This window comes from Chryseobacterium sp. S90 (assembly GCF_047444895.1).
In the GTDB taxonomy this organism is placed as follows: domain Bacteria; phylum Bacteroidota; class Bacteroidia; order Flavobacteriales; family Weeksellaceae; genus Chryseobacterium.
In genome coordinates, this window is record NZ_JBLGCX010000003.1 from 96,780 (window position 1) to 110,612 (window position 13,833).

General features: G+C 36.0%; 14 protein-coding genes. 5 read left to right on the plus strand and 9 right to left on the minus strand.

The genetic code is table 11. The annotated features are described in order from the left end of the window. Positions 1 to 4 precede the first annotated feature (4 nt). Together ACLMCG_RS10400 and ACLMCG_RS10405 are read right to left on the minus strand one after the other, a co-directional pair. Positions 5 to 886, minus strand: a complete 882-nt coding sequence (locus ACLMCG_RS10400; RefSeq protein ID WP_413959483.1) for a hypothetical protein — start codon at positions 884 to 886, stop codon at positions 5 to 7. Between the two features lie 123 nt (positions 887 to 1,009). Continuing rightward, positions 1,010 to 1,396, minus strand: a complete 387-nt coding sequence (locus ACLMCG_RS10405; protein ID WP_077418619.1) for a hypothetical protein — start codon at positions 1,394 to 1,396, stop codon at positions 1,010 to 1,012. A 199-nt stretch (positions 1,397 to 1,595) separates the two neighbouring features. Between ACLMCG_RS10405 and ACLMCG_RS10410 the strand changes: the two genes are divergently transcribed. Further along, a complete protein-coding gene (locus ACLMCG_RS10410; RefSeq protein ID WP_413959484.1) occupies positions 1,596 to 1,859 on the plus strand; it encodes a hypothetical protein in 264 nt (87 codons plus the stop codon). Between the two features lie 227 nt (positions 1,860 to 2,086). Next, positions 2,087 to 3,475: a dihydrolipoyl dehydrogenase gene (gene lpdA, locus ACLMCG_RS10415; protein WP_413959485.1), complete on the plus strand. Its 1,389-nt coding sequence runs from the start codon at positions 2,087 to 2,089 to the stop codon at positions 3,473 to 3,475. A gap of 84 nt (positions 3,476 to 3,559) precedes the next feature. Here the strand turns inward: lpdA and ACLMCG_RS10420 are convergent, their stop codons facing one another. Together ACLMCG_RS10420 and ACLMCG_RS10425 are read right to left on the minus strand one after the other, a co-directional pair. Further along, entirely contained in the window at positions 3,560 to 4,387 is an 828-nt protein-coding gene (locus ACLMCG_RS10420) for a hypothetical protein (protein WP_413959486.1), read from the minus strand. Positions 4,388 to 4,457: 70 nt separating this feature from the next. Next, positions 4,458 to 5,033, minus strand: a complete 576-nt coding sequence (locus ACLMCG_RS10425) for a Crp/Fnr family transcriptional regulator (RefSeq protein ID WP_413959487.1) — start codon at positions 5,031 to 5,033, stop codon at positions 4,458 to 4,460. Positions 5,034 to 5,211: 178 nt separating this feature from the next. Here ACLMCG_RS10425 and ACLMCG_RS10430 point away from each other — a divergent pair, with 178 nt between their 5' ends. Further along, on the plus strand, positions 5,212 to 6,012 hold the full coding sequence (locus ACLMCG_RS10430) for a patatin-like phospholipase family protein (protein ID WP_413959488.1): 801 nt from the start codon (positions 5,212 to 5,214) through the stop codon (positions 6,010 to 6,012). Positions 6,013 to 6,124: 112 nt separating this feature from the next. Here ACLMCG_RS10430 and ACLMCG_RS10435 read toward each other — a convergent pair whose 3' ends face one another. After that, positions 6,125 to 6,562, minus strand: a complete 438-nt coding sequence (locus ACLMCG_RS10435) for a hypothetical protein (protein ID WP_142718324.1) — start codon at positions 6,560 to 6,562, stop codon at positions 6,125 to 6,127. A gap of 442 nt (positions 6,563 to 7,004) precedes the next feature. Between ACLMCG_RS10435 and ACLMCG_RS10440 the strand changes: the two genes are divergently transcribed. Continuing rightward, a complete protein-coding gene (locus ACLMCG_RS10440) occupies positions 7,005 to 8,942 on the plus strand; it encodes an SPFH domain-containing protein (protein WP_413959489.1) in 1,938 nt (645 codons plus the stop codon). 67 nt (positions 8,943 to 9,009) lie between these two features. Here the strand turns inward: ACLMCG_RS10440 and ACLMCG_RS10445 are convergent, their stop codons facing one another. From ACLMCG_RS10445 to ACLMCG_RS10460, 4 genes are all read right to left on the minus strand, one after another. After that, positions 9,010 to 9,705, minus strand: a complete 696-nt coding sequence (locus tag ACLMCG_RS10445) for an ABC transporter ATP-binding protein (RefSeq protein WP_047378181.1) — start codon at positions 9,703 to 9,705, stop codon at positions 9,010 to 9,012. A gap of 80 nt (positions 9,706 to 9,785) precedes the next feature. Next, the gene (locus ACLMCG_RS10450; RefSeq protein WP_413959490.1) at positions 9,786 to 10,346 is read right to left on the minus strand and encodes a hypothetical protein; all 561 of its coding nucleotides are present in this window, start codon (positions 10,344 to 10,346) and stop codon (positions 9,786 to 9,788) included. 380 nt (positions 10,347 to 10,726) lie between these two features. Beyond that, a complete protein-coding gene (locus tag ACLMCG_RS10455; RefSeq protein WP_413959491.1) occupies positions 10,727 to 11,425 on the minus strand; it encodes a LytR/AlgR family response regulator transcription factor in 699 nt (232 codons plus the stop codon). Then, on the minus strand, positions 11,415 to 12,479 hold the full coding sequence (locus ACLMCG_RS10460; RefSeq protein ID WP_413959492.1) for a sensor histidine kinase: 1,065 nt from the start codon (positions 12,477 to 12,479) through the stop codon (positions 11,415 to 11,417). Before ACLMCG_RS10460 ends, ACLMCG_RS10455 begins: the two co-directional genes overlap by 11 nt. A 183-nt stretch (positions 12,480 to 12,662) precedes the next feature. On the opposite strand from ACLMCG_RS10460, the gene ACLMCG_RS10465 reads away from it, so the two are divergent. Further along, the gene (locus ACLMCG_RS10465) at positions 12,663 to 13,778 is read left to right on the plus strand and encodes an acyltransferase family protein (protein ID WP_413959493.1); all 1,116 of its coding nucleotides are present in this window, start codon (positions 12,663 to 12,665) and stop codon (positions 13,776 to 13,778) included. Positions 13,779 to 13,833: the final 55 nt, after the last annotated feature.

Genomic DNA, 13,833 nt, shown 5'->3' on the forward strand with positions numbered 1-13,833 from the left:
ATATTTAGTATTTTCTGGCTAATAAAACGTTCAATAAGAATGTTCCGGTCCAGTTACTGTTATTGGAACCATTATTTCCAATGAAATCTATACGGGCCACAGATACGGTAAGTCTGGTTCTTCCTGCAGTACCATTATTGGCAAGGCTTACAAAAGATGCTGTAAATACATCCGGGAAACTTGAATTATTTCCTGCCGTAAGAATTGGATACATATTGGCAACGTTGAACGGAGTACCCTGATATTCATAAACCAGGGTCATTCTGCTGGCATTGGAATAGAGTGAAGTATGAGCATTATCTACTGATGTTTTACTAATAATCCACCATCTGTCGTTTGCTGTTCCTGTGTCATAACCTGCATTCGTGTGGTTGGTCCAGTCGGCAACAGGTGCAGTACCAAGTCTGTGAGGAGGAATGAGAACTTGTGTTCCATAGATTTCCACATTGCTCGGCTTAGGTAGAACTGTAAAGGACAAATCCCACGTTCCACCAGTAGTATTACTGTTGTTCACGACTTCAGCATAGGCTCCGATAGGAATTACAAAAGAAGGAACAGGAGTGTTGTCAATTCTTAGAGTATTACCGCTGGAAGCCTGGAGTGTGATATTATTCTGCGAAATATTTTTAATCTTATAAATTCTCCCCGTAAAACTTGTTGTTCCCGTTCCGATGACCGGAAGGGTAAATGTCGCATCGGCTGTTCCATTATAAGTAATATAATGGTCGGTAGTCTGAATATTATAAGTTGTGGCTGTGACTTCGCTATAGCCAGCCCTTAAGGAACCATTTACGGCAAGTGTACTGTTAGGGGTTGTTGTGTTAATACCTACTTGTGCAGTTAAGGGAAGGGCTCCAAATAAAAGGATCAAAATGTATTTTTTCATGTGTTGGGAAATTTGGTTTCCATCAAATATAGAAAAAAAATAACTAAAAGTTAAATAAAACTTAATAAATTTATGTTATTAAGTAAATCGTTTATCTAATAATGCGTTAACTTTTGAAAAATACTAAACCAACCTGCACGGAACTTCCAAATCTTCGGTAAGATAATAGCTGCAGCAAAGGCGATGGTAGCCATCTGCAATGATCAGTTCATTTTCACCTCTTACAAGTAATATAGGCGAAAGCTTTTTATTTTTTTCTACTTTTTTCAGGTTTTCTTTTACATGAATATTGGTTTCAGGAAGCAGGGCAAGCTTGCTGGCTCTTAAAATATCTTTCGATTTTTTTGTAATCGTAGGGGCTGCCTTTAATTTTTCAACCATTTTTCTGGCTTTATCAGGTTCAAAAAGCAATTCCAGATAATCCTGTGCTGCAGGAAAATCGTGGACTTCAGGTTCTTTCATCCAGATACTGTCTTTGGTCAGATTCCCTTTTTTTACAGACGTTTTCATACGTGTTTATTTAAAGATAAATGTATGAAAAATAGACCGTTATTAACGACTGTTATTTCAAATGGGACAATGGTTTTATAATACGGATTTTACTTTCCAAAAAAAATATTGGTATGATATGTGTAAGATTTATCATGAACCGGAATGAATTTAATTAAGACTATAGAATTGATTAAAATCATTCAAAAATATGAACATTATGAAAAAGTTTTTAATTTCAACACTACTAGTATTAGGTTTATCTATGAATGTTTCAGCTCAGAAACGTCCACCAGCTCCTCCACATCCATCAAAAACGGAATTGGTGAATATTAAAATGCAAGAGCTTACCAAAAAATACAATACTGAGAAAAAACTCATTCTTAATCATCCGCTTGCAACCAAACAGATGAAGAGAGATCAGATGAAGGCTTTAAATAAAAGATATGAGGTAGAAAAACGATTGCTTAGAGAGGCTAAATAATGCTTAATTTTTGCAGTTATTAAAATTGAAAAAATCGGTTTTTATATTTTAAATTTTGATGAATTTTCAATGTAAAATAAAATTTATTGAAAGAGAACGCGTTATGTGTTCTCTTTTTTTGTTTAAAATTGAATAAAATAGTCTTGTTGATGCATTTTAAGATCAGTTTTCAGAAACATAAAACATCCAATATTTTTCCTTAAATTCGCATAAAAATTTTTAAAGTAATGAATTACGATATTATTGTCATTGGAAGTGGTCCTGGTGGATATGTTACTGCGATCAGAGCAGCGCAATTAGGTTTCAAAACCGCAATTATCGAGAAAGAAAATTTAGGAGGAATCTGCCTTAACTGGGGATGTATTCCAACTAAAGCTTTATTGAAATCTGCTCAGGTTTTTCATTATATCAACCATGCTGAAGATTATGGTTTGAATAAAGTGGAGGCTAGTTTTGAATTCCCGAATGTAATTCAGAGAAGCCGTGGTGTTGCCAGCAAAATGAGCAAAGGAATCGAATTCTTGATGAAAAAGAATAAGATTGACGTAATTCTTGGTACTGCAAAAGTACAGAAAAGTAAAAAAGTTTCTGTAACAGATAAAGAAGGAAAAGTGACTGAATATACAGGTACTCATATCATTATCGCTACAGGAGCTCGTTCAAGAGAATTACCAAACTTACCGCAAGATGGTAAAAAAGTAATCGGATACAGACAGGCATTATCTCTTCCTGAGCAGCCGAAATCTATGATTGTTGTAGGTTCCGGAGCTATCGGGGTAGAATTTGCTGACTTCTATAACACAATGGGAACAAAAGTAACTGTTGTTGAATTCATGCCAAACATCGTCCCTGTAGAAGACGAAGAAATCTCTAAACACTTAGAGAAATCTCTGAAGAAAACAGGAATCGAGATCATGACAAACGCTTCTGTAGAAAGTGTTGATACAAGCGGTGAAGGAGTAAAAGCTACTGTAAAAACTGCTAATGGAAATATCACTCTGGAAGCTGATATCTTATTATCCGCTGTAGGTATTGCTGCTAATATCGAGAACATCGGTTTAGAAGAAGTAGGAATCCAGACTGATAAAGGAAGAGTATTGGTAAACGAATGGTACGAAACTTCAGTACCTGGTTACTATGCAATCGGAGATATTATCCCAACTCAGGCTTTGGCTCACGTTGCTTCTGCAGAAGGAATCACTTGTGTTGAGAAAATCAAAGGAATGCACGTTGAGAAAATTGACTATGGTAATATTCCTGGATGTACTTACTGCCACCCTGAAGTAGCTTCTGTAGGTCTTACTGAAAAGCAGGCTAAAGAAAAAGGATACGAAATCAAAGTTGGTAAATTCCCTCTTTCTGCAAGTGGTAAAGCTACTGCAAACGGAAATACAGACGGATTTATCAAAGTGATCTTCGATGCTAAATATGGTGAGTGGTTAGGATGCCACATGATTGGTGAAGGAGTAACGGATATGGTTGCTGAAGCTGTGGTAGCAAGAAAACTTGAAACAACAGGTCACGAGATCATCAAATCTATCCACCCGCACCCAACAGTTTCTGAAGCAATTATGGAAGCTGCTGCTGCTGCTTACGGTGAAGTGATTCACATTTAATTTTAAATGTATAGAAATCTATATATAAAAAGCCCGGAGAAATCCGGGCCTTTTCGTTTTCAGAAATCTGTAAGAGGTATTCATTTACTGTACTGGAACTGCCGAGATAATGTTTTCTCCCCAATTTGCCCCTCCCAAACGATCTAAATAAACAGAAGAGGACGGAGTTCCTATCACTTCTGAATTTCCAACAATGAGCCAGTAAGTTTTATTCGTCCCGGAATTATTGCTGATAAGAAGCTGTCCATTGGCAATATTATATTTTAGTGCCCCTGAAGGAACAGGTCCCTGAAGCATACCACTGACCTTATCAGCACTTCCCTGAATGTCAGGGCTTTTATTAGTGAAAAGTTGAGAATCTGAAAAGGTAGATCTGAACCATACATAATCATCAGAATCTAACACTGAATTGTTATTATTTACCGATAATAAATTAACGGTAACAAGCCATTTTCCCGGAGGGAGCACAATATTAGAACCTGTTTGATGATAATTGTAATCATATAAAAAGGGAAGATTATATCCATTTCCCATGGTTCCCACTACAAGCTCTAAACTTTGCTTTTTCCATGTTCCTACACCATTTTCATCTGATGTGAGTACTTTATTTTTACCCTGCAGTCCATCATTTATTTTAATTCCAGGGAGAGGTGATGCAGAAGTTCCTGAAGTAGAGATATCCACTTTTACAGAAGGTGAAAGTATTCCAAAGCCTGCATTTCCTGTTTCTGAAACAATAAAATCGTCTGATAACTGGGCTAATGACGGAGGTCCGGATGTTGGGTTATTTTTTCCTCCGTCTACATGGAAAGTACCGAGAGGATTTGCTGTATTTATCCCTACCTGTCCAAAAATAAAAGTACTCATAAAAATAAAGGAAGCGGCGAAATGTTCCATTTTCAATAATGTCATGTGTTTTTTGTTAGTTTGATTAAACGCAGCAAAATTAGAAGAGCATTATTAATTAAGCAATGAACAAATGTTAATAAATTTGCCTTTTGATTCTACTTAAAGCCTGAGGGGTAATTCCCAGATAAGAAGCAATATATTTTTGTGGAATCTGTTTGATTAAAATAGGATTTTCTTTAAATAAATTCTGATATCTGTCTTTGGCAGAATATTTTAAAAAGGAGTAGAGTCTTTGAGACCGTTCCAGAAACATATTCTGATGGGCAATTCTTCCAATGCGTTCTGCATTCTTTGTTTTTTTGTAAATATCCTGAAGATCCTGGTAAGTAAACCGATAAAGCAATACATCTGTCAATGTTTCAATCCCATATACAGAAGGAGTTCTGGTAATAAAAGACTCATCAGCACAGGCAAACTTTTTTTCAAACATAAAGTCATACGTAATATCTGTTTCTTTATTTTCATCCGTTGGGATAAAGAACCTTAATATTCCTTTTGATAAGAATGACAGATGATCTTCTTGATCACCAGGGTATAGAATAATTTCTTTTTTTTTAAACTCCTGAACAAACATTTTAGAGGCTATTATTTCCCAATCTTCGGAGGTGATCCCAAAATGAGTCTGTAAGTATAAGTAGATTTCATCCATAGGTGCTTTTATAGATTTGATTATAAATGTTATTCTTACATGGCTATTGTTTTGATATATCAGAATTTTACAGCAAATATGAACAATTAATCCATGATAAATATTAAAATAATTTTAAAATCAGCATATTTATAAAAATTAACTCAATTATTCCAGGCTGTTTCCTTACATTTATTCTATGAATTTTGACAGAGTAGGACTTGTTTTATCAGGCGGCGGTACCAAAGGAATCGCTCATGCAGGAGTATTAAAATTCTTACAGGAAAAAGGGATTGAAATAGATATACTTTCCTGCTGTAGCGCGGGGTCTATTGTAGGATGCCTTCATGCCATCGGGAAAACTCCCGAAGAAATCCTGGAATTTTTCAATTCCATATATTTTTTCAATTGGAAACATTTTACATTTAATCAGCCGGGACTTGTTTCTTCAGTGATTTTCAGGAACTATCTGAAGCCTATCTTCCATGACATGAAATTGGGTGATCTTGATATTGAAGTGAAAATTGTAGCCACAGAATTGGTTTCCGGAACCCAGAAGATTTTTGACAAAGATTTTGAGATTGTGGATGCCATTATTGCCTCATGCTCCATTCCCGGAATAACAACTCCATACATTATTGGTGAGGAAATGTATTGTGATGGAGGTGTGCTGAACAATTTTCCGGCAGATATCATCAGAGACGATTGTGATAAGCTGATCGGAGTGTTTGTATCTCCACCCAATGAAGCTAAGATTAAAGATCTGAACTCCATTAAAGCAATTGTTTCCCGTTCTTACGATTTACTTTCCTATAGAATTGAAAAAGTAAAATTTGAGTACTGCGACTGGTTCATTTCCTCCCAGAAACTATCTTCTTATGGCACTTTTGAGCGAAGAAAAGACAGACTGGAAGAGATTTTCGATATTGGTTATAAAGCAGCTAAAGAAAGCTATGAAGCCAGTGGCTTTTTTGAAGAATTAAAACAGTCCGGAACATAAAAAATCCCGCATCAATGCAGGATTTTTATTTTATATTAAAGAAACTCTAAGTCTTTAATGAAATTTATATACAGACTATAAAACTTCCAGCTTCTCTCCTCCGGCTTCCAGCTTAATTTTTAACTACATATCCGTCCTGACGTACAATTTCATTATCGTTGGCATCATTTACAACCAGTGTATAAGGAGCTTTTTTTGGAGAATCGGTAAGGTAATTTCTCCAGATCTGATAGCTGTGTCCTTCATTGCTGAAGGAGATATAATAATTTCCTCCGGTACCGTCAGGAATCATTTCCCCATCGCTGATAATCATACTGGGTTTAGCTGTGATCTTTGCATTGGCATTCCATGACTGGTAAAGATACTTGCCGTTTGGCTGTTTGTCGATTCTGATCTTGAACTTTTTGGTTTTAATAATGACCGTTTTAGGTACCTGTTGAAGAGCAGATGAAGTTACAGAAATATCTGTTTTCGGAGTCGGAACTTCTTTGGCATAAGCGAAAGAAAACTGCGCTAAGCAGAAAGTCCCTAATAAAAGTTTTTTAATCATTTTCTTATATTTTGTAGTGATGTTAAGCCTCATCAAATTTAGAGCCATTTTTCAATGTTTCAGAAGAACTCAGGAAGCTCCAAAAGAGATTTTCAGATTTCTGAAGGCTTGTTATGTGAAATAATTATATTGATTTTCAGTTAATTATAAATTTGTTTGAAAAAAATCGCCGGTTTTTGAAACAACTGAATACTTTTCTTCTGTACATTTGTACCATCAAAGGATCTCGTTCCTTTATTATCAAAATGAAACTAATTAACTTTAAGTTTTTTCTATTAAAAGTATCAGAAATCATCTTTACGATTTTTAATACTTCTCCTCCTGTAATTTCTTAATTTTTTCGAAAGAATTATCACATAATTCGTACTCTGTTTTTTCATATACCGAAGAAATAGAGCACAATCCCTGTTTTCAAATATAATCAAAAACAAAAAACAAAACTATGGAATTAGCTTTTCATGGCTGGATGATTCCGGCCGTAATTGCACTGTTGTGCGTACTTTTTTATAAATTCATTTTAAGAATTTTCTTTGGATTAATCATTGTTCCCCAGGACAAAATAGGTTTAGTAACCAAGAAATTCGTGTTGGTAGGTAAGCAGGAACTTCCGGAAGGAAGGATTATTGCAACCAATGGAGAAGCGGGCTTTCAGGCTCAGACATTAGCTCCGGGTGTATATTTCAGAAAATGGATATGGCAGTATTCTATCGATTTTCAATCTTTTACAGTGATTCCGACCGGAAAAATAGGATTATTACTGGCAAAAGATGGAGCAGAATTAGAGACCGGAAGAATCTTAGGAAGAAAAGTGGATTGTGATTCTTTTCAGGATGCTGAAGCTTTTTTGAAAAACGGAGGAAGGAAAGGCCGTCAGACCGCGATTATTGCGCCTGGATCCTATAGAATCAATACGCTGTTATTTGAAATAGAATTAACCGATATGACTCAGATTCCTGATAATGCAGTAGGGATTATCACAACCATGGAAGGAGATCCTTTAGCTGAAGGTCAGATTGCTGGTAAGATTATCAGTGATCATAATAAGTTTCAGGATGTAGATACTTTTTTAAACAATGGAGGATTTAAAGGGCTTCAGGAGCAGGTAATCCTGGCGGGTTCTTATTTCCTGAATCCCTGGTTTACAAAAGTTGAAATGGTGAAAATGACGGAAATTCCTATTGGCCATGTGGGAGTTATTATCAGCTACGTGGGAGAAGAAGGACAGGATTTGAGCGGGATTGATTTTAAGCATGGAAATATTGTTGAGAAAAGTCATAAAGGAGTTTGGGCAGAACCCATTGGTCCCGGAAAATATCCCATCAATCCTTATATTATGAAGGTTGAACTTGTTCCTACCACCAATTTGGTACTGAACTGGGCGTATGAAAGAAGTGAATCCCACCAGCTGGATAAAAATCTTTCAACAATTACGGTACGAAGTAAAGACGGTTTCCCATTCAATCTTGATGTTTCTCAAATCATTCATATTCCTACCTATGAAGCTCCGAAAGTGATAGCCCGTTTTGGAAATATGATCAATCTTGTAAGTCAGGTTTTGGAACCAACCATTGGAAATTATTTCAGAAATTCAGCGCAGGACAGTGATGTGATTGCCTTCCTGGGAACCCGAAAAGAAAGACAGCAGTCGGCAAAAGACCATATCAGCAGTGTTTTGGAACAATATAATGTAAATGCTGTGGATACTTTGATTGGAGCGATTGTTCCTCCGGAAAGTCTGATGAAAACCTTAACGGATAGAAAATTGGCGGAAGAACAGAAAATTACGTATGAAACTGAAATGCTGGCTCAGGAAACACGTCAGGCTTTAGAAAAAGAAACGGCTGTTGCTGACATGCAGAAAGAAATTGTAAAAGCAGATCAGGGTGTTTTGATTGCGGAAAGAATAGCTGATGCATCAGTAAAAAAGGCAACCGGAGATGCCAATTCAGTAAGATTACAGGCGAATGCGGAAGGAGACAGACTGAAACTGTTAGCAACAGGTGAAGCAGAAAAAACAAGACTTCTCGCCAAAGCCGAAGCAGAAAAAATAGAATTGCTGGCAAAAGCAAATGCAGAACAAATTTCATTAACAGGTAATGCTGAAGCAGAAAAAATTCTGGCCATTGGTAAATCTAACGCGGAATCTTACAAGCTATCGGTAGAAGCAATGGGCGGAAATAATTTTACCCAATTGAAAATCATGGAGAATATAGCCAGCCAGAATGTAAGAATAATGCCTGAGGTATTAATTGGCGGTAACGGAGATTCAGCAAATGGCGGAATCAGCGGACTTCTGGGACTTCAGCTGTTGGAGCAGGTGCAAAAGAAAAATGCTGAAACGGTTACTGTGATTGAAGAGAAACCGGATAACAATTCTTGATTTTAGCATAAGGAATAATTAAACTAAAAAAATCGCCCGGAAATTTTTCCGGGCGATTTCCTATTTTTTATACTGTATAACTTGCAAACGCCTCTTCCAGGCTTTCAAATTTACCTTTAAACTCATCAATAGGACAATCCTGAAGAATATTTCCTTTATGAATAAGAATAACTCTTGAACAAAGTGCTTCTACTTCCTGCATGATGTGGGTAGAAAGTAAAACGGTTTTCTGCTGGCCGATTTGCTTTACCACATTACGAATTTCAATGATTTGATTGGGATCCAGACCATTGGTAGGTTCATCCAGAATCAGTAAATCCGGCTGATGAATAATAGCTTGTGCCAATCCTACACGTTGCTTGTAGCCTTTTGAAAGCTGCCCAATCTTTTTGGATTTTTCAGGCGTGATTCCTACCAGTTCTATCACCTCATCTACTCTGGATTCAGGGATTTTGTGGATATTGGCTACAAACTGAAGGTATTCTTTTACGTACATCTCCAGATAAAGCGGATTGTTTTCAGGAAGAAAGCCTATTTTCTTTTTGCTTTCAATCTCATGGTTTGAGATATTCATACCATTGAAGATGATTTCACCCTGGTCAATTTTCAGTGCTCCGACAATAGATTTCATCAGGGTAGATTTTCCGGCACCGTTCGGGCCAAGAAGACCGATGATCTCGTTTTTATCAATAGAAATGTTGATATTGTCAAGGGCAGTCTGCTCACCAAATTTTTTGGTTAAATTGATTATCTGAAGCGGCATAAGTTTTACTATCTTTTTGCAAAAATAAAATAAAAAAACTCATCCGATAGAATGAGTTTCGCAATATTTATAAAATATAATTATTTTCTTGATTTTTTCTTGGTTCCACCTGTTGCCGGGGCAGCAGTAGAGGCTGTATTTCCGTTTCCTTTATTCACTGAAGGATTTATAGAAGCAGGTTTGTCATACATGGCATACTTTCCATTAGCTCTTCCGAAAATCTTCTCCACCTGTTTTTGGGTTAAAAACTGTGATTTTCCAATGTATTTCCGGTTTTTGTTGATCACCTGGATAAACTGCATGGTTTGCTGGCCATAATTCTTTTCATAATGAAGCTCGATGATATCATTAGGCAATTCCAACACAACATTCTCTTCCGGAGTGGAGATAAAACCATCCATAATAAGTCTGTATAGTCCGGCAACATCACCATTAAGATTCTGAAATGAAAAAGATCGGATTGTATTCAGGTTGCTGGTGTTCAGATCCTGGTAGTTGACTGTAAATTTATCTTCCTTTTTATAGAGACCAACGGAATTATCTTTACCAATTTCCACCAAACTTTCATTCTTCAACACTTTAATCTGTGAGAAAACTGAAATACCGAACATACATGTAATAAGTAGAATTATTTTTCTCATGAATTGAATTTTAATGTTTTATAAAATTGGTGTACATAAAATTACTAATAAAAAGGCTAAAAAGCAATTTTATTTGTTAAAGCAAAAATAACATTTTTTTTTAATATTTCTATGAGATCATCCGTCGATGCTATGGATGTCATTGTTTGTGTAAGTGATTGCTAATTAGTTGATTGGTTCTTTTTTACGAAAGTGAAGCCAATTGGGTTTAAAGTTGATTGCCAATTATCAATGTGATGTAATGTGTTGAAAAACAGATTGAAAATCTCTTAAGTGAGGTTGAGAGAGAAACTAATTTAAAATAAATGTTAAAAAATGCCTGTATAGATTAATTTCTAAAAGGAGCCGAAACACAACAATGCAATTTTCTGGAAATAGGTTTATAACAGTTTATTTCTGGAAACAGCAGAGATTAAGACATCAAATTCCTTTTTATAACTTCTTCCCACAGGAATTTTATGATTGTTGACAACAATTTCATTATTATTGAATGCCATCACAAAAGCAGAATTAATGATAAAAGATCTGTGAATTCTCACAAAACTTTTACTTGATAACGTCTGTTCCAGGTCTGTAATTTTACTTTTCGAGATAACACTTTCATTGGTAATGAGTACTATTTTGATATCATTTCCCTGACTTTCAAAATAAGCGATGTCTGAAAGTATAAGTTTCCGGTGCATTCCTTCAGTTTTGACGAGGATAAAATCTTCTGTATGGCCGGCGGTAGTTCTCAGGATACGTTCCACAGATTTAAAAAAGCGTTCAAAAGTAATCGGTTTCAGGAGATAATCTACCGCTTCCAGTTCAAAACCTTCAATGGCAAAATCCCGATAAGCTGTGGTGAAAATAGTCTTGGGCTTTTTAGGCAGTGACTTCAGAAAATCAATCCCGTTAAGCTGAGGCATCTGAATATCCAGAAACATAAGGTCTACAGTCTTATTTTGCAGTATTTTATAAGCCTGCATTGCATTCTGAGCTTTTCCCACCAGCTTTAAATCGTCGATCTTAAAAATATGGTTTTCCAGTAATGACATGGCCAGAGGTTCGTCATCTACAATAATACAGTTAATCGTCATGTGAAGGAGTGATTATTTCAACTTTAAAAATATAGTTTTCCTGTGAGATACTGAAGGTAAAATGTTCATGATAGTGATACTGCAGCTGTCTTTGTATGTTCTCCAGCCCGATCCCTTTTTCATTGGCTGTCTGGTGGGCTGAGAAGGAGTTTTCAATTGTAAAGACAGAATACTGGGAATTCGTTTCCATATGAATCTTTATTTCCGTGGTTTCTGAACTTTTTCCTACTCCATGTTTAAAGGCATTTTCCACCAAAGTAAGATAGAGCAGGGGCGGAATGGTATTCGGGGAGTTTAATCTGATGTTTTTTTGAATTTTTAATCTTTCATCATGATACCGCAGGCTTTCCAATGCAATATAATGCTCAATAATCGCCAGCTCATCAGACACCGAAACCCATTTTTTCTGCCCTTTGTATAAAATATAATCCAGAATATCAGAAAGCTGGCTGATGGATTGGGAGGTTTTATCAGAATGGGTGATTGACAAAGAATAAATATTATTCAGGGTATTAAAGAGAAAATGAGGATTGAGCTGAGATTTGAGCGATTGCAGTTCCAGTTCAGTCTTTTCCTTTTGCAGTTTGATAGTACGTTCCTTTTCATCCTTATACCGTATGAAAAACATGATGGAAATAAAGATAAATGCCCCACTGATAATTGTGAATGTATAATGGAGTAAAAGGTAAGGGATATCTATAAAAATACTGTAAACACTGTCTTTCTCTTCCTTGGTAAAAAGAGGTTCTGCAATATAAACAAGGAAAAGCCTGTTGATGACAGAAATAAGATAGAGACTGATCATAAGATACAGCGAAAACTCAGCATATCTTTTTCGGTCAAAAAAACGGCGGATCAGCACAAAATAAATAAAGTTGGCTCCTGCAATCTGGAAAATCCAGTGGCAAAAGTTATAGATCATCATTTCTTTAAAAGTTCCACTCTCATATTCTCCATACATTCTTGCCGTTCCGAATAAAAATAAAGCAGTCCAGAAGAACAGCTGGAAGTATAGAGTTTGTCTGATCTGAGTTCCTGATGGAGTTTTCATCATCTTCAAAAATATAAAAACTTAAGTTACACCAGAGAAATGGTATGCAAAAGACTTTAAAATAATGTCAGATAACATCATTTATGCTATAAACTGTCTATTCTGCTATTGGTAGTGAATAACCTGTTGTCCGGATTCCATGTAAGAAGGTAGTTTGAAATAGGTCAATATTTGCATAAAAAAATAATGACGGAACGTTCTGAAAGGCTTTACGGATTGGATCATCTGAGGGCCGCTGCTATTTTACTTGTATTACTATATCACTACAGAGCCTTTAAACATCCTGGCTGGATAGACAGTATCGGGAGATTTGGGTGGACAGGAGTGGACCTTTTCTTTGTGTTAAGTGGTTTTCTAATCTCAGGACAACTGTTTAAAGAAATAGAAAACAATGGAAATATCAGCCTGAAAATATTTTATATAAAACGGTTTTTCAGGATTATTCCCGCTTATTTTTTTACTCTTTTTCTCTATTTTACATTTCCTTTTTTCAGGGAAAGGGAAGCGTTATCTCCTTTTTGGAAGTTTGTTACCTTCACTCAAAACTATGGGCTTGATGTCATCAGCCGGGGAACATTTTCTCATGCGTGGTCATTGTGTATCGAAGAACAATTTTATCTTATTCTGCCTTTGTTCCTTTTGATATTAGCACCAACAAAACTGTTCAGATATATGGCTGTTCTGATGATTGTCGTCATTGGGTTTTCTATTGCAGCAAGGCTGATGGCATGGAATGAATTTATTGCAGCAGCAGATACATCCTCCACAGATTTCTGGAAATTATGGTACATGAAAACATATTATCCTACCCACACAAGATTAGATGGCCTGGGAACAGGTGTTTTGATCGGGTATCTCATGCAGTATTCTTCAATGTTTAAAAACATCGTTGCTGACAATGGAAATAAGCTTTTCTTTCTTGGAATAGCACTGCTGGGAGTTTCATTTTGGATATGTAATGAACAGGCTTCAAAAACGGCTTCTGTATTTGGTTTTACATTGGTAGCGGTAAGCTATGGAATTATTCTGCTGGCTGCTATTTCCCAATCGTCCTTCCTGTATCGTTCAAAGTCATATATTACTGCTCAGCTGGCTGCTTTATCATATGCAGTTTATCTTTCACATAAAGGTATTATCCATATGGTGCAGGAACTCCTTGATTATTTTAAATTTGAAACCTCAGACAATATCACTATTCTTATCTGTCTGCTGGCTTGTATTTTGGGTGGTTTATTCTACCAATTTATTATTGAGAAACCTTTCTCGGTCATTAAATCCAGGGTTTTGAAAAAACTTGCTTAGCATTCTAAGTTCGCAGGAAGAATTACCAGATGCCCATTTTTGTTAACGCAAAGTT